This is a genomic window from Candidatus Symbiopectobacterium sp. NZEC127 (assembly GCF_025962675.1).
Classification (GTDB): Bacteria; Pseudomonadota; Gammaproteobacteria; order Enterobacterales; family Enterobacteriaceae; genus Symbiopectobacterium.
Genome location: NZ_JAGFPG010000001.1, coordinates 692,370 through 716,082, shown reverse-complemented (window position 1 = coordinate 716,082; position 23,713 = coordinate 692,370). Strand labels below are relative to the sequence as shown.

The following is a 23,713-nucleotide window of genomic DNA, read 5'->3' as shown; positions in this document are numbered from 1 at the left end:
GGATCTGCTATAAGTTATCTTCACCTGGCGCATAAGATTTTTTCATGTGAAAAGCCCACTCCTGCCATATAAACCCCACTACAATAGCGCGATCTAAGGAGTATTATTCTAAACCTGCGCTTTTGAGGAGTTTTCGCGTGATAAGCGTTTTCGACATGTTCAAGATCGGTATTGGCCCTTCAAGCTCTCATACGGTTGGACCGATGAAAGCCGGTAAGCAATTTGTCGATGATTTGATTAAGCTGGGCAAGCTCGACGAGGTTACCCGCATCGCCGTTGACGTCTACGGCTCGCTCTCCCTGACCGGGAAAGGACACCATACTGACATCGCCATTATTATGGGGCTGGCGGGCAACATGCCCGATACCATCGCCATCGATGCCATTCCGGGATTTATCCGCGACGTGGAACAGCGCGAACGCCTGTTGCTGGCAAACGGTCAGCATGAAGTGGATTTTCCGCTGCACGGCGGCATGAATTTTCGCAGTGAGAATCTCTCCCTGCACGAGAACGGCATGACAATTACCGCCTTTGGCGGCGACCTCCCTCTGTATCGCAACACCTATTACTCCATCGGCGGTGGATTTATCGTTGATGAAGCCCACTTTGGTCAAAGCAGCGCGGGTGACGTTCAGGTTCCGTTTCCCTTCCACTCGGCAAAAGAGATGCTGATGCATTGTAAACAGCACGGTTTGTCCCTTTCCGGGTTGGTGATGCGCAATGAGCTGGCGTTGCACAGTCGCGATGAGATTGAGCACTACTTTGCCGATGTCTGGCAAACCATGCGTGCCTGCATCGATCGCGGTATGAATACCGAAGGGGTGTTGCCCGGCCCGCTGCGCGTACCGCGTCGCGCCTCGGCGCTGCGTCGCATTCTGGGTGCCGCAGGCAAACACTCCAACGACCCGATGGATGTGGTCGATTGGGTCAACATGTTCGCGTTAGCCGTGAATGAAGAAAACGCCGCTGGCGGCCGCGTTGTGACCGCACCGACCAACGGGGCGTGCGGGATCGTTCCGGCGGTGTTGGCCTATTACGACCACTTTATTGAGCCGATTACCACCGATATTGCCCTGCGTTACTTCCTCGCTTCCGGGGCGATTGGCATACTGTACAAAATGAATGCGTCGATCTCCGGTGCGGAAGTCGGCTGTCAGGGTGAAGTCGGCGTAGCCTGTTCCATGGCGGCAGCGGGCCTGGCGGAATTACTCGGTGCCAGCCCAGAGCAAGTGTGCGTGGCTGCTGAAATTGGTATGGAGCACAACCTCGGTCTCACTTGCGATCCTGTCGCCGGTCAGGTTCAGGTGCCGTGCATTGAGCGCAATGCCATTGCCTCGGTGAAAGCCATCAATGCAACACGCATGGCCATGCGTCGCACCAGCGAACCGCGTGTATCGCTCGATAAAGTGATTGAAACCATGTACGAAACCGGCAAAGACATGAACGCAAAGTACCGCGAAACGTCGCGCGGCGGTTTAGCCGTGAAAGTGCAATGTGATTAACGGCGCATACGCCAACGTCATTCCCGCCCACTACCGTCATTCCCGCGAAAGCGGGAATCTCTTGCAGATGAAACGCGTTTTTTCTCACAGAGATCCCCGGCTTTCGCCGAGGATGACCGTGGGGGAAGCCGAGGATGATGTGGGGGAAGCCGAGGATGATGTGGGAAAAGTGACGGTGTCAGTAACGGGAATTACTCTTCTTCATCCGCATAAGGATCGGCCAAGCGCGTAACCTGTACCAGTTCGATACGGTATTCCGATACAGCCTTGATCTCAAAGCGGAAGTGATGCAGTTCAATCACCTCGCCCACCTTGGGAATTTCATTGCTGTGTGCCAGCAACAATCCCGCCAACGACGCATATTCTTCTTTCGGATCGACCAGTTCATGGCTGTCCAACACCTGTTGCAGCGTGTGCAAATCGGTGCCGCCTTTCACCAACCAGCCGCCCTCTTCGACCACAATATCCGGCGTTTCATCTTCATCCGGGAATTCACCGGCAATCGCTTCCAGAATGTCCAACGGCGTCACCAGTCCCTGTACCACACCAAATTCGTTGGTAACGACAACCAGACTGCCCTTGGCACGGCGCAATACCGGTAGCAGATTGATGGCATCCAGCGTATCCGGCACCACCAGCGGCGGTGTGGCAGCGGCAAAGCTTTCCACATCTACCCCGCTATCCAGCGCCACCAGCAATTCTTTGGCGCGCACCACACCGACCAATTCGTCTAGCGAACCCCGGCACACCGGGAACAGGCTGTGCGGCGTATCCAGCAGTTGCACGCGAATATCGTCAATCGAGCGTTCGCTGTCGACCCAGGAGATCTCGGTACGTGGCGTCATCACGCTGCGCAGCGAGCGCGATGCCAGCGTCAATACACCGCTGATCATATAGCGTTCTTCTGCTGCGAAGGTTTCCATGGCAGGCGATGCCGGTTTTGCTTCTTCATCATCCGTGGCTTTACGCGCCCCCATCAAACGCAGGATCGCTTCGGCAGTCCGCTCGCGCATCGGGCGGCGCGATTGGTGCTTGATGAAATTGCGGCGCGCAATCTGGTTAAACAGCTCAATCAGAATCGAGAAACCGATCGCGGCGTACAGGTAACCTTTCGGGATATGGAAGCCGAAACCTTCCGCCATCAAGCTCAAACCAATCATCAGCAAGAAGCTAAGGCAGAGTACCACCACCGTCGGATGGGCATTGACGAAGTTCATCAGCGGCTTGGAGGCCAGCAGCATCACCACCATCGCAATCACTACTGCTGTCATCATCACACCGATATGGTTAACCATACCGACAGCCGTGATCACCGCATCCAGTGAGAAGACGGCATCCAGTACCACAATCTGTGCGACAACCGCCCAGAAACTGGCATGGACCCTGGGCCCATTATGTTCATGCGGCCGGTTTTCCAGCCGTTCATGCAGCTCTGTGGTGGCTTTGAATAGCAAAAATAGCCCCCCCGCCAGCAAGATCATATCGCGTGCGGAGAAACCGTAACCGGCGATAGTGATCAGTGGGTTGGTCAGTTTCACCATCCATGAAATCAGGGACAGCAGCCCCAGGCGCATCAAGAGCGCCAGCGAGAGGCCAATGACACGGGCCTTGTCGCGCTGCTTCGGCGGCAATTTATCCGCCAGAATGGCGATAAACACCAGGTTATCGATACCCAGGACGATTTCCAGTACCACCAGCGTCAACAGGCCCGCCCAGATTGAGGGATCCAGCAAAAATTCCATGTCAGACTCCAGAAATGGCGCAAGCAGACAGCATCAACACCGTCGGTGTGATGTGGCGCAGCATAGGGGAAACAGCAAGAGAATAAATACCGCCCTGGCGGCTATCGATACGTGGGTGACCCATCAGGTCAGCCCCAGAAACAGCACCGGCGCAGGCCGGCTGGGTAAGAAAGGATTGTCGGTGACGGTCCATATAGAGTGGGTCGAGACCCTGTGCTCCTAAGCAATTAAACAGGAGATTACTCTAGCAGGTTGTTTCGAATTTTTACAAAGATTTCTTTGCTACCAAGAAACGCCGATATCCACTGTTCCTTAACATACCCGTGATATTGTTCTCAATCACATAACAAACGCCGTTTTAACCAGCAAATACGTAAGCAGCATCACACTATTTATTTTTTCAGTGGGTAAAATAAATCGGACTTTACACCCATGATGGGGAGCCTGAATCGTTTCATAGCATATAACGCTACAGCGCATCCTTTTTATTCTTTTATGATTCTTGAGTAAAAACTTGCGTTCATACTGATATCACTTCGGTTAACCGCCTTACCCCTTAACCGGATGCATTGAGTACCTTAAATAGAATGAGGAGGTAGCAAGTGAGTATTGCAATTATGTTGTGCACTCACGGATCCACCGCCGGGCCGCTGCTGAAAACAGCGGAAATGATTCTGGGTGAACAAAGTAACGTCGCCTGGATTGATTTCGTTCCCGGTGAAAATGCGGAAACGTTAATTGAGAAATATCAGGCTAAGCTCGAAACGTTGGATACGTCGCTTGGCGTGCTGTTTCTTGTTGATACCTGGGGCGGCAGCCCGTTTAATGCCGCCAGCCGTCTGGTCACGGACAAAGCCAACCATGATGTGATTGCCGGGGTGAATATCCCGATGCTGGCAGAAACGTTTATGGCGCGCGATGATAACCCTTCCTTCGAGGAGTTGATCGCCATCGCGCTTGAAGCGGGCCGCACCGGCGTGAAAGCGCTGAAAGCCGCTGAACCCGCACCCGCCGCCAAGCCGGTAGCCAAAGCCGTCGCGCCCGCACAGGTTGGCCCCGGTGGACATATGAAAATTGGCCTCGCACGTATCGATGACCGCTTGATTCACGGTCAGGTAGCGACCCGCTGGACCAAGGAGACCAATGTCAGCCGTATTATCGTCATCAGCGATGAAGTTGCCGCCGATAACGTACGCAAAACGCTGCTGACACAGGTGGCCCCTCCCGGCGTAACCGCCCACGTGGTGGACGTTGCCAAAGCGATCCGGGTGTATGAAAACCCGAAATACGCCAACGACCGCGTGATGTTGTTGTTCACCAATCCCACCGACGTGCAGCGTCTGGTTGAGAACGGCGTTGAAATCACGTCGGTGAACATCGGCGGTATGGCATTCCGTCAAGGTAAAACCCAGGTGAATAACGCCGTCTCCATTGATGCCAAAGACATCGAAGCCTTCAAGGCGTTGGATGCACGCGGCATTGAGCTGGAAGTCAGAAAGGTATCCACCGATTCTAAACTTAAAATGATGGATCTGATTGCCAAGGTGAATAGCTAACGACAATAGCATTGCCGCACCCTGGCACCGGAATGCTGTGTCTCGACTATGTTTATTTTGATCATATTTACTCAGACAGTTTTCTCATAGGAGAAGTACAATGGAGATAACAACACTTCAACTTGTGCTGATATTTCTCGTCTCATGCGTCTCGGGGATGGGGTCTATTCTTGATGAATTCCAGTTTCACCGTCCTCTGGTCGCCTGTACGTTGATTGGCGCCGTGCTCGGTGATTTGCAAACCGGGATCATCATCGGTGGGACCCTGGAAATGATTGCGCTGGGATGGATGAATATCGGTGCTGCTGTAGCACCTGATGCTGCACTCGCGTCCATCATCTCTACCATTCTGGTTATCGCCGGTGGTCAGGGCGTGGGGGCCGGTATTGCACTGGCTATCCCGCTTGCCGCCGCAGGCCAGGTATTGACCATTATCGTTCGTACCATCACTGTGGCCTTTCAGCATGCGGCTGACAGCGCAGCGGAACGCGGTAATTTAAACGCCATCAGTTGGATTCACATCTCCGCCCTGCTGTTGCAGGCAATGCGTATCGCTATTCCTGCGCTGATTGTGGCCGTGTCCGTCGGTACTGAAGCCGTCCACACACTGCTGAACTCCATCCCTGAGGTAGTGACCAACGGGTTGAATATCGCAGGCGGCATGATCGTTGTGGTTGGTTATGCGATGGTTATCAACATGATGCGTGCTGGCTATCTGATGCCGTTCTTCTATCTTGGCTTCGTAACTGCTGCCTTCACCCAGTTCAACCTGGTTGCGCTGGGCGTTATCGGTATCGTCATGGCGATCATGTATATCCAGTTAAGTCCGAAGTACAACAAGGCGCAGGGGCAACCCGCCAGCGCATCGGGCAACAACGATCTTGATAACGAACTGGACTAACAGGGGTGAAAGAAATGGTTGATTCAACGCAAGAGAAAAAACTGACGCCCAGCGATATCCGTGCGGTGTTTATTCGCTCCAACCTGTTTCAGGGATCGTGGAACTTTGAACGTATGCAGGCCCTGGGATTCTGTTTCTCCATGGTGCCAGTCATTCGTCGCCTGTATCCGGAAAACTCGGAAGAGCGCAAACAGGCGATCAAACGCCATCTGGAGTTCTTTAACACGCAACCTTTCGTGGCCGCGCCGGTACTGGGCGTTACCATGGCGATGGAAGAACAGCGTGCTAACGGTGCTCCGATTGATGACGGTGCGATCAACGGCCTGAAAGTGGGTCTGATGGGACCGTTAGCCGGTGTCGGCGACCCGATTTTCTGGGGAACGGCCCGTCCGGTGTTTGCCGCGCTGGGTGCGGGTATCGCCATGAGTGGCAGCCTGCTCGGCCCGATTTTGTTCTTCGTGCTGTTTAACATGGTACGTCTGTTAGTGCGCTACTACGGCGTGGCTTACGGTTACCGTAAAGGCATCGATATCGTCAGTGATATGGGCGGCGGCTTCCTGCAAAAGATGACCGAGGGGGCATCTATCCTCGGCCTGTTTGTCATGGGGGCGTTGGTTAACAAATGGACCCATGTGAACATCCCGATGGTGGTTTCCCGCGTCACCAATCAGAACGGCGAGACCACGGTCACCACGGTGCAATCGATCCTCGATCAGTTGATGCCAGGGTTAGTGCCGCTGCTGCTGACGTTCGGCTGTATGTGGTTGTTACGGCGCAAAGTTAACGCGCTGTGGCTGATTATCGGCTTCTTTGCCATTGGTATCTTCGGCTACTGGATTGGCCTGCTGGGCGTTTAATCGCGCCAGCACGCGGCAACGACGATGGGCGGAGTGGGTGCCGCCATCATCTGTGAGCCTGTGATAAACTACCGGACGCGCCGTGCCTCACGCCGCGTCCTTTATTTTTCGCCCCACATCGCGGTTAGCTCAACGCAACAACGTAGGAGAATGCTATGTCAACAACGGATATTGTGCTGATTGTCGTTATTGCGCTTATGTTGGCGTATGCCATTTTTGATGAATTTATCCAACCCCTGCGTCAGGGAGGCACCCGTTTGCTGGTGCAGTTGCGTCGCACCAATCGGCTGGACACGCTGATTTTCGTCGGTCTTGTTGGCATTCTTATCTACCAGAATATCATTCATAACGGTACGGTATTAACCACCACGTTATTAATATCCCTGGTGGCAATATCGCTATATCTCTCTTATATTCGCCGACCAAAATTATTATTCAAGGCAACCGGTTTTATCTATGCCAACATTTTTATTCCTTATACCCGCATTCGTAACATGAATTTATCCGAAGACGGCATACTGGTGGTCGAACTGGAAAAACGTCGCTTACTGATCAACGTGCGACAATTAGACGATCTCGAAAAGATATATAAATTTATGGTTGAAAATCAATAATATAAATAGATTGATTTTTTGATATACCGAGTTTCCTCCGGTGAGTTCCCACACGATAACTGGTTATATTTAACCCTGTTAACGCTGTTATTATTTTGTGAATTTAACATCGCATGTGATAATGAAAACAATTATCAATTACATTTAAAACCACAGTAGAGAAATCCCTGCTTTTTATCGGTTGTTTCACGCGTAAATATTATGGTAAGGTTGCGCCGTCATTTGGGGAGTAGCCAATTTCTGAATATAAGATTCAGGAATGCCCGTATCAACATACTCGTTTTATACCGAAAGATTGTCAGTACCTCCGTCATGCAGAAGCGGATATACGGCAACAGGTATAGTAAAAACGTGGTGCGGGCGGCAGTGATGCAGGCGAGACCATAGACACATGTCCCCTATTTAGGTTGGGAAGGCGACATGTGGATATGGAGAACCGCCCAGCCGAGGCTATTGCTATGAATCTTTCTGCTACGCTTATTCTTGCTTTTGGCATGTCGATGGATGCGTTTGCTGCTTCCATTGGTAAAGGTGCCGTCTTACACAAACCTCGCTTTCGTGATGCGATTCGCACCGGATTAATCTTTGGGCTGATTGAAGCCATTACCCCCCTTATCGGCTGGGCACTGGGTTTCTTTGCCAGCCAATATATTATTGAATGGGATCATTGGGTGGCTTTCACCCTGCTGGTCATCCTGGGTGGCCGCATGATTATGCAAGGCATGAGCAGCGCCAACGAGGATGATGAACCCGTACGCCGTCACACGCTGTTTGCTCTGGTTTGTACCGCCATCGCTACCAGCCTCGATGCCATGGCCATCGGTGTGGGTCTCGCCTTCTTGCAGGTCAATATTTTCCACACCGCGATGGTTATCGGCTGTGCCACCATGATCATGGTGACATTGGGTATGATGATCGGCCGCTACATCGGTCCGCTGATGGGGAAAAAGGCTGAAATCTTTGGCGGCGTGGTATTGGTTGGTATTGGCAGCAATATTCTCTACGAACACCTGTTTCGCGTTGCCTGATTGGAGATGCGTTAGCAGTTTTCCACGTTTTAAAAAAAAGGGAGCCTGTGCTCCCTTTTTTTAACGCTGCGGCTCAGGCATCTCGCTGATGAAAACGAATAATGAAATCCGTTTCACACTCAAAGCGCTCGCTATCCAACAGTTGCTGTTTAACCGCTTGCGACGCGCGCCAGGCAAAGGGCGTCATTTGCAACAATGCCGCGGCCTCATCACCGGCTAATGACATCCAGTATGCCAGCGAGTGCTCTTCTTGCAGCGTAAAGCCCGGCAGCACTTCCGCTTTTACCGGATGCAGCATGACAGCATCATAGACCTGTGCCTTAAGCTGGTACAAATGACGCGGACCGGGAGAAACGGTGATCACCCACCCTTGCGCTTTGACGGTTCTCGCCAACTCTTCCCCGTCGCAGGGCGCATAAATTTTCAGTATGCCATCCAACGTCGCATCTCCGAACGGCAAACGTCGGCTTGAGGCAACGCAAAATTCAACCGCCGTATAGCGTTTCGCGGCCCGCTGAACAGCGGCCTTAGAGATATCCAGCCCGAAAATCTGCACTGCCGGTAACGCGTCCGCCAATGCCCCGGTGTAATACCCTTCTCCACAGCCAATATCCAGCAAGGCCTGCGCCTGGGATGCGAGCACGCGATGGAGATGTTGCAGTAACGCGGCCTGTAGCGGCTGATAATGGCCTGCATCGAGGAAAAGGCGACGGGCGCGCATCATCTCTGCGTTGTCACCGGGCATTTTGGATCGTTTAAACTGCACCGGTAACAGATTGACGTATCCTTCTCTGGCGCGATCGAAATGATGCGTACCGCATGACCATTGGCGATCGTTAGCCAGTAACGGCTGATGGCAGAGCGGGCATTGATAGAACATGAACATATTTTCCTACAGAGCGATAAAAACACGAGCGGATAGGCGGCAAGGGAAAAGGCAGACAACAAAAAACCCGCACCATGGCGGGTTTTGCACCGGAAACGGTAATTACAGCGCGGTTACGTTAACAGCAGAAGGACCTTTCTGGCCGTCTTGAATTTCGAACTCTACGCTCTGGCCTTCAGCCAGCGTTTTAAAACCGGTACCTTGGATTGCAGAGAAGTGAACAAACACGTCTTTGCTGCCGTCAGCAGGCGTAATGAAACCAAAACCTTTGGACTCATTGAACCACTTAACCTGACCTTTAATCTTTGCCATTTTACACATTTCCTTTAATTGTTTAAACCGCCCAAAGGCGTTATACAGACAAACCAAAGTCGTTACTGCTTTGAGGCACCAAGATAAAGATCGGCAGAGAAGTAGTACGCAACGCTAACGGTTGTATCATTAACTTCTTTACTGAAAATGCCACTCATATACAGAACCGCACCTCGTTTCACCCAGATGCGTTATTACACACTCTGAAAACGATGGCAAGCCATTTTTCTTCAGTCACAGAGGTGCCGCACAAAATAAGGCTTCAACCCCTGTAACAGTCGCATGAAACCCGCCGTTGGCATCACAAACAGGTCATGGATAACCCACTGAATATTCGTGGTTTTATTTATTAATCCGTAAAATGTAACTCCCTGGCAATCCTTGCTACTGTTAAGGCGCATTTGCCATAGCAAAATGTTATAAATTTAGAACTTATTTACGATAAGAAAATAAAAGGAGTGGTTTCTTATTATTATGCTACCGGGAGGAAAATGCATCGCATGACACAGGTTCCTCCCGCTACGATCCATTAATACCCTTGAACCATTACGCCAACTAATAACGCCAGTACTACCAGGAGAATGATACTGGCCAACTTCCAGCGCCTTTCTGATTTTGCTCCCATTGCGAATACCCTCTCAACATCGCATACTTCCATTGCACCTATTTGGTATATCGGCCGATCAACATTTTTTTTTATGCATGTTGTGCCGCGGTACATCATTTTAGCGGCCAACGAAAAAACACCTTAAACACCGCAGCAACAGTTAGACTTCATTCGTTACGTTAAGTAAGATTTGTTAACCAGAATCACGATTTTACAACAGGGCAACGCTCAAGATATGCAAGGATCGCGCAAAAGCACACGGCAGTGGGTAAACACAGGGTATCAGCGTCGCAGTAATCGTAAGAGACGCTTGACTTAAATGCGATTGAGAATTATTTTCATCTAATAATTAACCATCGCGACTTGTAAGGATATGTCTATGCGTTTCTTCCAGGCCTTCACCCCTTCTCGAATTGTGCGTCTCACTCTGCCTCTGGCACTCCTCGCCGCGTCTACTCTCGCCTCACCCGCGTATGCCAAAGACAAACTCAAGGTGGTAACCACCTTTACCATTATTCAGGATATCGCGCAGAACATCGCGGGAGACGCAGCTACCGTAGAATCGATCACCAAGCCGGGCGCAGAGATCCATGACTATCAGCCCACACCGCGGGATATCGTCAAGGCGCAGTCTGCGGACCTTATCTTGTGGAACGGTTTGAATCTGGAGCGCTGGTTCAGCCGCTTCTTTGAAAATATCAAAGATGTCCCGGCCGTTACGGTAACCGATGGGATAACACCACTGCCTATCCGTGAAGGGGCCTATAATGGCAACCCGAACCCACATGCCTGGATGTCTCCCAGCAACGCCTTGATTTATGTCGAGAACATCCGTAAGGGACTGGTGCAATACGATCCGGATAACGCGGAGATCTATAACCGTAACGCAAAGGCTTATGCGGAAAAAATCACCGCACTGGATGCCCCACTGCGTGAGCGTTTGTCGCGCATTCCTGAGGCACAGCGCTGGCTCGTCACCAGCGAAGGCGCTTTTAGCTACCTCACCACCGATTATCAGTTCAACGAAGTCTACCTGTGGCCGATCAATGCTGATGAGCAGGGTTCCCCTCAGCAAGTGCGCCGCGTGATCGATACCGTGCGTGAAAAACACATCCCGGTGGTGTTCAGTGAAAGCACCATTTCCGATAAACCGGCCAAACAGGTCAGTAAAGAAACCGGCGCGAAATATGGCGGCGTGTTGTATGTTGACTCATTGTCCAATGAAAAGGGTCCGGTTCCCACCTATCTGGATCTGCTGCAAACCACGGTGAACACCATCGCCGAAGGATTTAATCAATGAGTCGTACACCTGCATTAGCACTTACCGTTGACGATGTCTCCGTGACTTACAGCAACGGCCATCAGGCGATTCGTAACGCGTCCTTTTCACTGGGCGGCGGCACCATCTGCGCGCTGGTTGGGGTCAACGGCAGCGGTAAATCGACCTTATTCAAAAGCATCATGGGGCTGGTGAAGCCCTCTTCGGGCCAGGTTCGTCTCAACGGCGAAGCCATCAGTGACGCGTTGAAAAAAAATCTCATCGCCTATGTGCCGCAAACCGAAGAGGTTGACTGGAATTTTCCCGTGCTGGTCTCCGACGTGGTGATGATGGGGCGCTACGGCAAAATGAATTTTTTGCGCATCCCGCGCCAGCAAGATCGTGACGTGATAAACGATGCCATGGCTCGCGTCGGCATGAGCGCGCTGAGCCAACGGCAAATTGGTGAACTCTCCGGCGGGCAAAAAAAGCGCGTTTTTCTGGCGCGTGCGCTGGCGCAGCAAGGGTGTGTGCTGCTGTTGGATGAACCCTTTACCGGCGTGGATGTGAAAACCGAAAATGCCATTATCGATCTGCTGCGCACTCTGCGTGATGAAGGACATCTGATTTTGGTGGCGACCCACAACCTCGGCAGCGTGCCTGAATTTTGCGACAACGTGATTCTGGTCAACCGCACCGTACTGGCAGCCGGTCCCACCGCAACCACCTTCACCCAGAGTAATCTGGAGAAAACCTTTGGCGGCGTGCTGCGCCACATCAATCTCGGTGGCGAGCATCTGCACGACGATGACGACGCCCGAACTGTCACCGTATTAACCGATGACGAACGCCCTGCCGTCTTTTATGGCGCAACCCCCAGCGATACACCGGCATTCCGCTCCCGGCCAGAGGATAACTAACGTAGATGTTTGAACTTTTGTTGCAGCCGTTCCACTACAACTACATGGTGAAGGCAATTTGGGTGAGTGCCATCGTAGGCGGCGTCTGTGCCTTTCTTTCCGCCTACCTGATGCTCAAGGGCTGGTCGCTGATGGGCGATGCCCTCTCCCACTCTGTGGTGCCGGGCGTTGCGGGTGCCTACGCACTGGGCTTGCCCTACGCGGCGGGCGCTTTTTTTACCGGCATGCTGGCCGCCTTGGCAATGACGCTTATCCGTCACATCACACGTTTGCGTGAAGATGCCATTATCGGCTTTATCTTTTCCACCTTCTTTGCCGCCGGATTGCTGATCATCTCCCTTAACCCCACCTCGGTTAACGTACAGTCGATTATTTTCGGCAATATTCTCGGCATCGCCGATGAGGACGTGCTTCAGGTCGAGATTATTATCGGCATTACCTTCATCATCATGTGTGTGCTGTGGAAAGATCTGCTGGCGGTGTTTTTTGATGAGAACCACGCCCGTTCCATTGGTTTATCGCCGCTGAAGCTCAAAATCCTGTTTTTTACCCTGCTCAGCGCCTGCACCGTAGCCGCGCTGCAAACCGTAGGTGCCATTTTGGTGATTGCCATGGTGATCACACCGGGTGCTACCGCTTACCTGTTAACCGATCGTTTTGGCAGACTGATTGTGATTGCCATTGTGCTCGGTGCCATCAGCAGCGCGTTGGGTGCCTATCTCAGTTTTTATCTTGATGGTGCAACGGGCGGGGTGATTGTCACCTTGCAGACGCTGATCTTTCTGCTCGCGTTTTTGTTTGCCCCGAAACATGGCTTACTGGCGACACGGCGTGCGCGCCACCGTGCGGCAGAGGGAGAGGTGCAATGACAATGTTGTTTGATTGGATCATTGAACCGCTGGCCTATCCGTTCATGCAACGCGCACTGCTGGCTGCCGTCGTCACCGGCGTGGTGTGTGCGGTACTCTCCTGCTATCTGGTGCTCAAAGGGTGGTCGTTAATGGGGGATGCCATCTCCCACGCCGTACTGCCCGGCATCGTTGTGGCGTTCTTGCTCGGTATTCCCTTTGCGGTAGGCGCATTTGCCTCCGGCGTGCTGTGCGCGCTCGCCACCGGTTATCTGAAAGAGCATAGCCGCGTCAAAGAAGATACCGTGATGGGTATCGTTTTCTCTGGCATGTTCGCCCTCGGGCTGGTGATGTTTGCCCGGATAGATACCGACCAACATCTGTCGCATATTCTGTTTGGCAACGTCTTGGGGATCACCGCACAAGAGTTGACGCAAATCCTGCTGATTGCCGGTGTCACGCTGGTCATTGTCATGCTTAAGCGCCGTGACCTGATGCTGTATTGCTTCGATCCGCACCATGCCCGTGTGATTGGCCTGCCGGTCAAATGGCTCCACTACGGTCTGCTTTGCCTGCTGGCGATGACTATCGTTGCGTCGCTGCAAGCCGTTGGGGTTATTTTGGTCATTGCCATGCTTATCGCCCCCGGTATCGTCGCGTTTATGGTGTGTAAAACCTTTGATGGTATGCTGATTGTCGCCACCTGCGTATCGGTGTTCTCCTGCGTTGCGGGCACGCTGATCAGTTTTTATCTGGATGGCGCAACGGGGCCTTGTATCGTATTGGTTCAGGCGCTGTTCTTCGCGCTAGCCTTGACCGTGCATCAGGTTCGCACCCGACGTCAGCGCATCGCGCAAGCGGCGTTGTCTTAACACGATAGCGCGTTTTTCAGCCAGCGGCTGACGATTCGGGTTATACTGCTCTCGGTGTGGGCGATTGCCCATGCTGTGCGACAGCTTCAGGTTTACTGATAAGGAATACGCTAAGGTAACAATCTCTTCGTGACATCATCAACGGGGGTGGCGCTATGTGGCAAGCAATCGGCAAGCTATTGGATGAACATCTTGGAACCGCTGATATCTTCGAGTACCAGGCGTGTGAAGCCGGAGAGATGCACACCGTCTGGCAGGTGAAATACGGTGAGTATGATGTTTTCGTCAAGAGCGATATCCGCGAGATGTTGCCCAAATTTACCGCTGAGGCCGATCAACTGGCGCTGCTGGCACGCAGTCGTACGGTACGAGTGCCTGCCGTGTATGGCGTAGGGAGTTCACGGGATCACAGCTTTCTGCTGATGGAATACCTTGCTCCAAAGCCGCTGGATGCGCACAGTGCCTGGTGCCTCGGAGAGCAGTTGGCACATCTGCATCAATGGAGCGACCAGCCACAATTTGGTTTGGATTTTGATAATGACCTCTCAACCACGCCACAACCAAATAGCTGGCAGCGGCGTTGGGCCACGTTCTTTGCCGAACAGCGCATTGGCTGGCAGTTGCAGTTGGCTGCCGAAAAAGGGATGTACTTCGGTGATATCGATTCGTTGATTATGCAGGTGGAGTCGCGCCTGGCTGGACATCAACCGCAACCCTCACTGCTGCACGGCGATCTTTGGCCCGACAACTGCGCCAGCTATCATGATGGCAGTTTCCTGTTCGATCCGGCCAGCTATTGGGGCGACAGAGAGTGTGATTTGGCGATGTTACCCCTCACGCCTTCGCTGCCACCGCAAATCTATGACGGTTATCAAAACGTCTGGCCGCTGGATAAGGGCTTTATTGAACGCCAGCCGTTATACCAGATCTATTATCTGCTTAACCGGGCAAATTTGTTTGGCGGGCAACATGTTACTGCGGCGCAACAGGCCATTGAGCAGCAGTTGACCACGTGAATCAGACGGTGGCACAGCCCTTGCAGCATCATGTCGCAAGGGCTGCGGTAGCTATCACACGGGTACGCTCAGCAGGCGCAACACCAGGTAACCGGCAACGGCGGTAATAATCGGCATGATATACAGCGGGAAATATTGCAGAAAGATGGTGTGATGCGGCACTTCTGCACGTGATGCCAGCTCTTCACGGGTGCGTCCCTCACTCCCTTTCATTTTCTCAAGAATCACCTGATCCTCAATGCCCTCACGCACCGCCCGCGCCTGGCGCGACATGCGCGCACCGCTCACTTGCAGTGCCAGCCCAACAAAAATCAATAAATAGATAATCCAGAACATGATACTGGCGACAGCGAAGGGCCGGGAGAAATCCGGCATCGGCGAGTTGTACCAAAAAAGGTTAAGAAACGGCGTGTTAAAGCGCGTCATATCAATCATAAGGTGCAGAAAATCCAGAAGTACGGCATCAATGCCCTGCTTTTTTTGCGTGTATTGATAGACATAGTTCGCCAGCGATATGCAGGTTGAGAGCAGAGCCGGGATAAAAAGGATCCATCCTGCAATGCGTTTTATAATCGCAATAAGACCCGCCTGTTGATACGTCATGAGTTCCCCTTATAAATGACGCGATAAAATAGCCCTCACCCAGCACGAGCGGCTCCGGGGTAACGGGCAGGCAACGCCGAAACAGAAGCCGCTGGCATATCCCGTTGCATTATAACCATAATAACTGTCGATAGGCAGTGTAGACACCCATACACAACGCCCCATGACGGTGAAAACTGTGGTAGCCTGCCCGTTGCAGGGCTGACATACGCGGGCTGGAAGCGGCCAACTCAGCCCAATGACCTCTTTTTACCTGACAGGAGACGTAGATGTCTGTAGCTAACGCGCCTCGCGCCGCCTTGTTTGATATGGACGGCTTGCTGATCGATTCTGAACCCTTGTGGGAACAGGCTGAGGTAGAAGTGATTGCAGCATTAGGGGTGGATACCTCGGTGCGCGATACCCTGCCCGATTTGTTAGGCTTGCGTATCGATCTGGTGGTTGACCTGTGGTATCAGTACTCCCCTTGGAAAACCCCCAGCCGCAGTGAGGTGGTCAAGCGTATTATCGCCCGCACCCTTGAACTGGTGGATGAACGCCGCCCACTGCTGCCCGGCGTTGAGCACGCTTTGCAACTGTGTCAGGAACAGGGCTTTCGCATCGGACTGGCTTCCGCATCCCCGCTGTTTATGCTGCAACACGTGTTGCACACCTTTGGTTTGACGCACTATTTCGCTACGCTGGCCTCTGCGGAATCACTGCCTTTCAGTAAACCGCACCCGCAGGTCTATTTAAACGCGGCGCAGGCGTTAGATATTTCACCGCTGCGCTGTGTCACACTGGAAGACTCAGTCAACGGCATGATTGCCACCAAAGCCGCGCGTATGCGCTCCATCGTGGTGCCAAGCACTGCGCATGCCCAGGATCCGCGTTGGGTATTGGCTGACAAAACGTTGAATTCACTGGCAGCGTTAACGCTGGAAGATTTGACGGGAAAGTGATCGGGACTGACGGGGAGGATAAACCGGCCAATCGCCTGGCCGGTTTGTAACGCTAGAATCAGCGGCGCTTAGAGGAAATCAGCGCGTTTCGGATTGAAGGTATCAATCAGGATGCTGCCATCTTCCAATGACACCACGCCGTGCATCTCATTCTTAACGGCCAGATAGGCATCGCCCGCTTTCAGAATGTGTTTTTCCCCTTCAATCACCACTTCAAAGCTGCCCGCAGCAACGTAGGCAATCTGATCGTGGATATCGTGGGTGTGCGGCGTACCGATAGCCCCTTTATCAAAATGCACCAACACCATCATCAGGTTGTCAGTCCAGGTCATGATTTTGCGTTTAATACCGCCGCCCAGTTCTTCCCACGGGGTTTCATCATCAATAAAGTAGCGTTTCATGGTCACTCCTTCCTATTCATTGTTATCGCCTAATTCCCAACGGGATGCGGGTAGGCACTGCATACGGATTGCGCCATTCTAGTAACATTCGTTACGAACGAAACTGAAAAGGTGTAAAAGCATGACGGCCTTCAAGAAATAAATAAAACAATATTTCACTTTTATTGAATTACTATACCATCAGCTTCACGCTTCTCCAAACATGAAAGCGCCGGGCGCGCACCGGAACAGGTCAGGTTGTCACTGCCACGCAACTTGAGCTGTTTTGCCCGGCGCTTTCGTTCTCTCAGTGGCGAGCAAGCGTAAATGTAGCGTACCAAGAACCAGTAGCAGCAAGCAGACTTGGCTAGCAGCATCCCGGTTCTTTACTACACTTCTCTGGTTTCACCAATGAAAGCAATGCGGTAGCAATTCTGACCGATAGCACGCTGACAAGCTCACACATTTTTTTAACAGATAACGCGACACGTTCCAACAATGCGTTTTCTTTGATATATATTTCAATTAGTTAGTTAAAATGAGGCGGCACAGCCCTTGCCAAAACCGCCTCCTTAAAAAAAATCAAAACAACGTTCCGACTTTGATCACACTTTCGAGATTGCGTGCATGACGAGCGGGCAAATAGCGCAATATAATCAATCGAAACAGTGTTTCTATTTATAAGGAACTGCAACGCAGTTCGATAAGAAGGTTCTCGATGAGTATTTTTACGACTTTACGCACCAGCTCAGAAACGACACTCAACGAATGGTTAGCCGCCCTGGATAGCCATATCGCTCGCGTATCGCAGGCCGCTCAAAGCCGTAAAAATCCTTCACCGCTGCGGGCAGACGGCTTTGATGTCACCACGCAACAACCCGTAGTGTGGAAATTCCCGGATGGCCATGATGCGCCCATCGCGAATTTCGCCAGCCAGCAAAACTGGTTAAGAACCTTAAGCGCCATGAGCGTCATTACTGGCGATTCCAGTTACGAACAGCAGGCAACCGCTTATACCGACTACTTCTTCCAACATTATGTTGATGATAACAGCGGCCTGTTCTATTGGGGCGGGCACCGTTTTATCAATCTGGATACGTTGGGCAGCGAAGGGCCGGAATCCAAAGCCATGGTGCATGAATTAAAACACCATCTGCCCTATTACGCGCTGTTGCACCGCGTCGACGCAGAAAAAACGCTGCACTATTTGCAGGGTTTCTGGAATGCCCATGTTGAAGACTGGCAGCAACTGGATCTTGGCCGCCACGGTGATTACGCCAAAACGCGTGACCCGCAGGTGTTTGAACACGCACGCCGTGATGTGGTTGACCCGGCGATCTGGCCTGAACTGCCGCTGACCAAAGGGTTGACCTTCGTCAACGCGGGTACCGACCTGATTTACGCCGCCTTTGCGTATGCGCGCTTTACCGGCGATGTGTCAGCGGCGGCATGGGGTAAGCATTTATATCGCCAGTATGTGTTGGCGCGTAATCCTGAAACCGGGATGCCGGTGTATCAGTTCAGTTCGCCGTTGCAACGCCAGCCGGTACCGGAAGATGACAACCAGACGCAATCCTGGTTCGGCGACCGTGCACAACGTCAGTTTGGTCCGGAATTTGGCATTATCGCCAAAGAGGCCAATGTGCTGTTCCGCGACATGCGCCCGTTATTGATTGATAACCCGCTGGCAATGTTGGATATTCTGCGCCAGCAGCCCGATAGCGACATCATGACCTGGGTAATTTCCGGCTTAAAGAATTACTACCAGTACGCTTATGACGTGGTCAGCAACACGCTGCGACCGATGTGGAACAACGGCCAGGATATGACCGGCTTTGTGTTCCCGCGTGATGGCTATTATGGCAAAAAAGGCACCACATTAGCCCCCTTCGCACTCGAAGGTGATTATTTGCTGCCGTTGGTACGTGCTTATAGCTTGAGCGATGACGATGAGCTGTATGCCCTGATTGAGACAATGGCAACGCGCGGCGAGCAAGATGGCCTGGAAAACAGCGCAACGCCTTTCCTGTTGGTTGCCTTGACGGAACTGGCGGAAAAAACGCAGTCCCCACTTTGGGCAGAACGCGCCTGGCGCGTAGCGGAAACCTTATTCAAACAGCACTTTCATCATGGTTTGTTTGTTCGTTCGGTACAACATCGTTATTTACGCCTGGATGATCCTCTTCCTCTGGCATTACTGACGTTTGTTGCCGCTTGTCACGGTAAACGTGACGCGGTACCGGCACTTTTAACGCAGGGTGGATACGTCCACGGTGATTTTCGCTTTAATGGGGAAAACAGAATTGTTTATGACGTGGAATTAATTTATCCAGAGTTATTAACACATTGATTTTTATTTTAATGGTTCTCAATTACTAAGTAGGTAAGCATTATGAATGAAAACAAAAGGCTGGGGCTAGCCTATATCTCCCCTTATATAATAGGGTTGATAGTTTTTACCGCTTTCCCCTTTATTTCATCGTTTGTGCTCAGTTTTACTGAATATGATCTGATGAATCCACCTGAGTTTACGGGTTTGGAAAACTATCACCGGATGTTCCTGGAAGATGACCTCTTCTGGAAATCTCTGTGGGTTACCTTTGCCTATGTATTCCTGACCATTCCGTTGAAATTGATTTTCGCACTGCTGATTGCATTTGTGCTCAATTTCAAATTGCGTGGTATCGGGTTCTTCCGTACTGCTTACTATGTACCGTCTATTCTCGGTAGTAGCGTAGCCATTGCCGTACTGTGGCGTGCCCTGTTCGCCATCGACGGTCTGTTGAACAGCTTCCTGGCCGTATTCGGTTTCGACGCTATCAACTGGCTGGGCGAACCTTCACTGGCGCTGATGTCGGTAACACTGCTGCGCGTATGGCAGTTCGGTTCCGCGATGGTTATCTTCCTGGCCGCATTGCAGAACGTACCGCAATCGCAGTACGAAGCCGCAATGATCGATGGTGCGTCTAAATGGCAGATGTTCCTGAAAGTGACCGTACCGTTGATTACACCGGTTATTTTCTTCAACTTCATCATGCAGACCACGCAGGCGTTCCAGGAGTTTACCGCGCCGTACGTTATTACCGGTGGTGGCCCGACGCACTACACCTATCTGTTCTCGCTCTACATCTACGATACGGCGTTCAAGTATTTCGATATGGGCTACGGGGCAGCGTTAGCATGGGTACTGTTCCTGGTTGTCGCTGTGTTCGCATCAATATCGTTTAAATCGTCTAAATACTGGGTGTTCTACTCCGCCGATAAAGGAGGAAAAAATGGCTGATATCCATTCCAATCTGTCATCGGCGCAAGCCCTCGCAGAAGCAGAAGTTCGTCGTACGTTGCGTAAAGAAAAAATGAATGCAGCTGTACGCTATGTTGTGTTGTTATTCGTCGGTCTGTTGATGCTCTATCCACTGGCGTGGATGTTCTCTGCATCGTTCAAACCGAACCATGAAATCTTTACTACGCTGGGACTGTTCCCGGACAACCCGACCAGTGACGGCTTCGTCAACGGCTGGAAAACCGGTACAGAGTACAACTTCGGTCATTACATGCTGAACACGTTCAAGTTTGTAATCCCGAAAGTGATCCTGACCATTATCTCCTCGGTTATCGTGGCTTACGGCTTTGCCCGCTTCGAGATTCCTTGGAAAAACTTCTGGTTTGGGACCTTGATCGCTACCATGTTGCTGCCCAGCACCGTACTGTTGATTCCTCAGTACATCATGTTCCGTGAAATGGGCATGCTGAACAGCTACATGCCGTTGTATTTGCCTTGTGCATTTGCAACCCAAGGGTTCTTCGTCTTCATGTTGATTCAGTTCCTGCGCGGTGTACCGCGTGATATGGAAGAAGCAGCACAGATTGACGGCTGTAACTCCTGGCAGGTGTTGTGGTATGTGGTTACGCCGATTCTGAAACCGGCCATCATCTCTGTCGCATTGTTCCAGTTCATGTGGTCCATGAACGACTTTATCGGCCCGCTGATCTATGTCTACAGCGTGGATAAATACCCGATTGCGTTGGCTCTGAAAATGTCCATCGACGTAACAGAAGGCGCACCCTGGAACGAAATCTTAGCAATGGCAAGCATTTCGATCCTGCCATCCATCATCATTTTCTTCTTGGCACAGCGCTACTTTGTTCAGGGCGTGACCAGCAGCGGAATTAAAGGTTAATAGAGGATTTATCATGGCTGAAGTAGTTTTCAACAAACTGGAAAAAGTTTACTCCAACGGTTTCAAAGCAGTTCACGGTATCGATCTGACCATCAAAGACGGTGAGTTCATGGTTATCGTTGGACCGTCCGGCTGTGCCAAGTCCACTACCCTGCGTATGCTGGCAGGTCTGGAAACCATCAGTGGCGGTGAAGTTCGTATCGGTGAACGCATCGTAAACAACCTGGTACCCAAAGATCGCGGTATCGCGATGGTGTTCCAGAACTATGCCCTCTACCCGCACATGACAGTGCGTGAGAACCTGGCATTCGGTCTGAAACTGGCGAAATTGCCGAAAGAGAAGATTGAAGAACAGGTTAACGAAGCCGCCAAAATCCTGGAACTGGAAGACCTGATGGACCGTCTGCCGCGTCAGCTGTCCGGTGGTCAGGCACAGCGTGTGGCCGTAGGCCGTGCGATTGTGAAAAAACCAGACGTGTTCCTGTTCGACGAACCGTTGTCTAACCTGGATGCCAAACTGCGTGCCTCGATGCGTATCCGTATTTCTGACCTGCACAAGCAGTTGAAGAAAAGCGGCAAGCCAGCAACCAGCGTCTACGTTACCCACGACCAGACCGAAGCCATGACCATGGGCGACCGTATCTGCGTGATGAAACTGGGTCACATCATGCAGGTGGATACGCCGGATAACCTGTATCACTATCCGAAAAACATGTTCGTGGCAGGCTTTATCGGCGCGCCGGAAATGAACATTAAACCGGGCAAACTGGTTGAAACTAACGGTCAGATTGCTCTGCACGTAGGGGGTTATACCCTGCCCCTGAATACGGCACAGCAGGATAAAGTCCGCTCTCACCTGACACAGGACATCTTCTTCGGCGTGCGCCCTGAATATGTGTCAGTCTCTGATGCACCGTTTGAAGACAACCACTCTGTCGGCGAACTGGTGCGCGTAGAGAACATGGGTCATGAATTCTTTATGTACATAAAGGTTGATGGCTTTGAGATAACCAGTCGTATTCCTTCCGAGGATGCTCGATTGATTATTAAGAATGGCCTGAACCGTCAGGTGTTCTTTAAGTTTGATATGGATAAGTGCCATATCTTTGATGCAAAAACAGAACAAAATATCTCTCTTTAACAGGAGTAGTTACCGATGAAAAAAGCGATCCTACACACGTTGATAGCCTCATCTCTGGCATTGCTGGCGCATCAATCTTTCGCAGCGGATAACGTTGAACTGCGTATGTCCTGGTGGGGCGGCAACGGTCGTCACCAACAGACGCTGAAAGCGATTGAAGATTTCCAGAAGGCAAATCCGAACATCACCGTTAAAGCGGAATACACCGGTTGGGACGGCCACCTGGCACGTTTGACCACACAGATCGCCGGTAACACCGAGCCTGACGTGATGCAGACCAACTGGAACTGGCTGCCGATTTTCTCTAAAAGCGGTGACGGTTTCTACGATCTGAACAAGCAGAAAGGGGTTATCGATCTGGCTCAGTTCGAACAAAAAGAACTGAACAACACCACGGTTGACGGCAAACTGAACGGTATTCCGATCTCCGTGACTGCACGTGTGTTCTACTACAACACCGATACCTGGGCAAAAGCAGGTCTGGAATACCCGAAAACTTGGGATGAATTGCTGAACGCCGGTAAAGTGTTCAAAGAAAAACTGGGCAGCCAGTACTACCCTGTCATCATGGAGCACCAGGATACGCTGGCGCTGCTGAACTCTTACATGGTACAGAAGTACGGCATTCCTGCTATCGACGTGAAAACCCAGAAATTTGCCTACAACGATGCGCAGTGGGCTGACTTCTTCGGCATGTACAAAAAACTGGTTGATGGCCACGTAATGCCGGACCTGAAGTACTACGCGTCTTTCGGCAAGAGCAACATGTATGAAATGAAGCCGTGGATTACCGGCGAATGGGCGGGTACTTACATGTGGAACTCCACCATTACCAAGTACTCTGATAACCTGCAACCGCCGGCCAAGCTGACGTTGGGTAACTACCCGATGCTGCCAGGTGCGAAAGACGCAGGCCTGTTCTTCAAACCGGCCCAGATGCTCTCTATCGGTAAATCGTCTAAACACCCGAAAGAAGCTGCAATGCTGATCAACTTCCTGCTGAACAGCAAAGAAGGTGTTCAAGCGCTGGGTCTGGAACGTGGCGTACCGTTGAGCAAGGCAGCTGTAGCACAACTGCGTAGCGATGGCGTCATCAAAGATGATTCCAACGCGGTCGCGGGCTTGAATCAGGCATTGACATTACCGCACGAAATCGGTGTATCTCCGTACTTTGATGACCCGCAAATCGTAGCGCTGTTTGGTGATACCATTCAGTCTATCGACTACGGCCAGAAAACGGTTGATGAAGCGGCTAAATACTTCCAGCGTCAATCTGAGCGTATTTTGAAACGTGCAATGAAGTAATAGTGTTTATGTAATATACACTTTAAATCCCTGTCATCCTGCATGGCAGGGATTTTTTCATTTTAATTGAAACACACTTTATTTCCCCGCCGATCAAGTTCACATTTTGAAACCCTATTTTACTTTTTGTTACTCAAGCCGATCCGGATCACAAAATAGAATTTGAGAATAAATAAAATAGAACTTGTTCCAATAAGCACAAATGCGTCTTTTAGCATAAATGTTATTACTCGATGGGAAATA

Annotated in this window: 24 protein-coding genes; 17 read left to right on the top strand and 7 right to left on the bottom strand. The window is 51.5% G+C overall.

Features of this window, described 5'->3' with window-relative positions:
- Positions 1-137: 137 nt before the first annotated feature.
- Positions 138-1,502, top strand: coding sequence for an L-serine ammonia-lyase (locus J5069_RS03385; protein ID WP_264642522.1), 1,365 nt, complete (start codon positions 138-140; stop codon positions 1,500-1,502).
- Between the two features lie 191 nt (positions 1,503-1,693).
- Here the strand turns inward: J5069_RS03385 and J5069_RS03380 are convergent, their stop codons facing one another.
- Positions 1,694-3,244, bottom strand: coding sequence for a TerC family protein (locus J5069_RS03380; RefSeq protein ID WP_264642521.1), 1,551 nt, complete (start codon positions 3,242-3,244; stop codon positions 1,694-1,696).
- A gap of 1 nt (position 3,245) precedes the next feature.
- Positions 3,246-3,368: a hypothetical protein gene (locus J5069_RS03375; RefSeq protein WP_264642520.1), complete on the bottom strand. Its 123-nt coding sequence runs from the start codon at positions 3,366-3,368 to the stop codon at positions 3,246-3,248.
- 478 nt (positions 3,369-3,846) lie between these two features.
- Here J5069_RS03375 and manX point away from each other — a divergent pair, with 478 nt between their 5' ends.
- From manX to mntP, 5 genes are all read left to right on the top strand, one after another.
- Positions 3,847-4,800 (top strand): PTS mannose transporter subunit IIAB, encoded by a 954-nt coding sequence (manX, locus tag J5069_RS03370; RefSeq protein WP_264642519.1) that lies wholly within the window; start codon positions 3,847-3,849, stop codon positions 4,798-4,800.
- Positions 4,801-4,900: 100 nt separating this feature from the next.
- Positions 4,901-5,701 carry a PTS mannose/fructose/sorbose transporter subunit IIC gene (locus J5069_RS03365; RefSeq protein WP_264642518.1) on the top strand — a complete coding sequence of 267 codons (801 nt, stop codon included), beginning with the start codon at positions 4,901-4,903 and terminating at the stop codon, positions 5,699-5,701.
- Between the two features lie 14 nt (positions 5,702-5,715).
- Positions 5,716-6,558 (top strand): PTS mannose transporter subunit IID, encoded by an 843-nt coding sequence (locus J5069_RS03360; RefSeq protein WP_264642517.1) that lies wholly within the window; start codon positions 5,716-5,718, stop codon positions 6,556-6,558.
- 155 nt (positions 6,559-6,713) lie between these two features.
- Entirely contained in the window at positions 6,714-7,172 is a 459-nt protein-coding gene (locus tag J5069_RS03355; protein WP_264642516.1) for a DUF986 family protein, read from the top strand.
- 458 nt (positions 7,173-7,630) lie between these two features.
- Positions 7,631-8,200 carry a manganese efflux pump MntP gene (gene mntP, locus J5069_RS03350; RefSeq protein WP_264642515.1) on the top strand — a complete coding sequence of 190 codons (570 nt, stop codon included), beginning with the start codon at positions 7,631-7,633 and terminating at the stop codon, positions 8,198-8,200.
- Between the two features lie 73 nt (positions 8,201-8,273).
- Here mntP and rlmA read toward each other — a convergent pair whose 3' ends face one another.
- The 3 genes from rlmA to J5069_RS03335 form a co-directional block, all read right to left on the bottom strand.
- On the bottom strand, positions 8,274-9,080 hold the full coding sequence (rlmA, locus tag J5069_RS03345) for a 23S rRNA (guanine(745)-N(1))-methyltransferase (RefSeq protein WP_264642514.1): 807 nt from the start codon (positions 9,078-9,080) through the stop codon (positions 8,274-8,276).
- Between the two features lie 108 nt (positions 9,081-9,188).
- Positions 9,189-9,398 carry a transcription antiterminator/RNA stability regulator CspE gene (cspE, locus tag J5069_RS03340; protein ID WP_196907015.1) on the bottom strand — a complete coding sequence of 70 codons (210 nt, stop codon included), beginning with the start codon at positions 9,396-9,398 and terminating at the stop codon, positions 9,189-9,191.
- A gap of 62 nt (positions 9,399-9,460) precedes the next feature.
- A complete protein-coding gene (locus tag J5069_RS03335; RefSeq protein WP_413542197.1) occupies positions 9,461-9,556 on the bottom strand; it encodes a DUF2627 domain-containing protein in 96 nt (31 codons plus the stop codon).
- A gap of 822 nt (positions 9,557-10,378) precedes the next feature.
- Here J5069_RS03335 and J5069_RS03330 point away from each other — a divergent pair.
- The 5 genes from J5069_RS03330 to J5069_RS03310 all read left to right on the top strand — a co-directional run bounded on the left by J5069_RS03330 (position 10,379) and on the right by J5069_RS03310 (position 14,919).
- Entirely contained in the window at positions 10,379-11,305 is a 927-nt protein-coding gene (locus J5069_RS03330; RefSeq protein WP_413542196.1) for a metal ABC transporter substrate-binding protein, read from the top strand.
- Positions 11,302-12,183 carry a manganese/iron ABC transporter ATP-binding protein gene (locus J5069_RS03325; RefSeq protein ID WP_264642512.1) on the top strand — a complete coding sequence of 294 codons (882 nt, stop codon included), beginning with the start codon at positions 11,302-11,304 and terminating at the stop codon, positions 12,181-12,183. The genes J5069_RS03330 and J5069_RS03325 overlap by 4 nt, the downstream gene beginning before the upstream one ends.
- Before the next feature lie 5 nt (positions 12,184-12,188).
- Positions 12,189-13,052: a metal ABC transporter permease gene (locus J5069_RS03320; protein ID WP_264642511.1), complete on the top strand. Its 864-nt coding sequence runs from the start codon at positions 12,189-12,191 to the stop codon at positions 13,050-13,052.
- Complete coding sequence (locus J5069_RS03315) at positions 13,049-13,903, top strand: metal ABC transporter permease (RefSeq protein ID WP_264642510.1); 855 nt, start codon at positions 13,049-13,051, stop codon at positions 13,901-13,903. Before J5069_RS03320 ends, J5069_RS03315 begins: the two co-directional genes overlap by 4 nt.
- A gap of 155 nt (positions 13,904-14,058) precedes the next feature.
- Entirely contained in the window at positions 14,059-14,919 is an 861-nt protein-coding gene (locus J5069_RS03310) for a fructosamine kinase family protein (protein WP_264642509.1), read from the top strand.
- 54 nt (positions 14,920-14,973) lie between these two features.
- Here the strand turns inward: J5069_RS03310 and J5069_RS03305 are convergent, their stop codons facing one another.
- A complete protein-coding gene (locus J5069_RS03305) occupies positions 14,974-15,522 on the bottom strand; it encodes a YniB family protein (RefSeq protein WP_264642508.1) in 549 nt (182 codons plus the stop codon).
- Between the two features lie 269 nt (positions 15,523-15,791).
- Between J5069_RS03305 and hxpB the strand changes: the two genes are divergently transcribed.
- The gene (hxpB, locus tag J5069_RS03300) at positions 15,792-16,463 is read left to right on the top strand and encodes a hexitol phosphatase HxpB (RefSeq protein WP_264642507.1); all 672 of its coding nucleotides are present in this window, start codon (positions 15,792-15,794) and stop codon (positions 16,461-16,463) included.
- 68 nt (positions 16,464-16,531) lie between these two features.
- Here hxpB and J5069_RS03295 read toward each other — a convergent pair whose 3' ends face one another.
- The gene (locus J5069_RS03295; RefSeq protein ID WP_264642506.1) at positions 16,532-16,864 is read right to left on the bottom strand and encodes a cupin domain-containing protein; all 333 of its coding nucleotides are present in this window, start codon (positions 16,862-16,864) and stop codon (positions 16,532-16,534) included.
- Between the two features lie 697 nt (positions 16,865-17,561).
- On the opposite strand from J5069_RS03295, the gene pelW reads away from it, so the two are divergent.
- From pelW to J5069_RS03270, 5 genes are read left to right on the top strand one after another with little or no spacing between them, the layout of a single operon-like run.
- On the top strand, positions 17,562-19,193 hold the full coding sequence (pelW, locus tag J5069_RS03290) for a pectate disaccharide-lyase PelW (protein ID WP_264642505.1): 1,632 nt from the start codon (positions 17,562-17,564) through the stop codon (positions 19,191-19,193).
- Positions 19,194-19,235: 42 nt separating this feature from the next.
- Positions 19,236-20,126, top strand: coding sequence for a carbohydrate ABC transporter permease (locus J5069_RS03285; protein WP_195313325.1), 891 nt, complete (start codon positions 19,236-19,238; stop codon positions 20,124-20,126).
- Positions 20,119-21,024, top strand: a complete 906-nt coding sequence (locus J5069_RS03280) for a carbohydrate ABC transporter permease (protein WP_264625477.1) — start codon at positions 20,119-20,121, stop codon at positions 21,022-21,024. Before J5069_RS03285 ends, J5069_RS03280 begins: the two co-directional genes overlap by 8 nt.
- 13 nt (positions 21,025-21,037) lie before the next feature.
- A complete protein-coding gene (locus J5069_RS03275) occupies positions 21,038-22,165 on the top strand; it encodes an ABC transporter ATP-binding protein (protein WP_264642504.1) in 1,128 nt (375 codons plus the stop codon).
- A gap of 15 nt (positions 22,166-22,180) precedes the next feature.
- Complete coding sequence (locus J5069_RS03270; protein ID WP_264642503.1) at positions 22,181-23,470, top strand: ABC transporter substrate-binding protein; 1,290 nt, start codon at positions 22,181-22,183, stop codon at positions 23,468-23,470.
- Positions 23,471-23,713 lie beyond the last annotated feature (243 nt).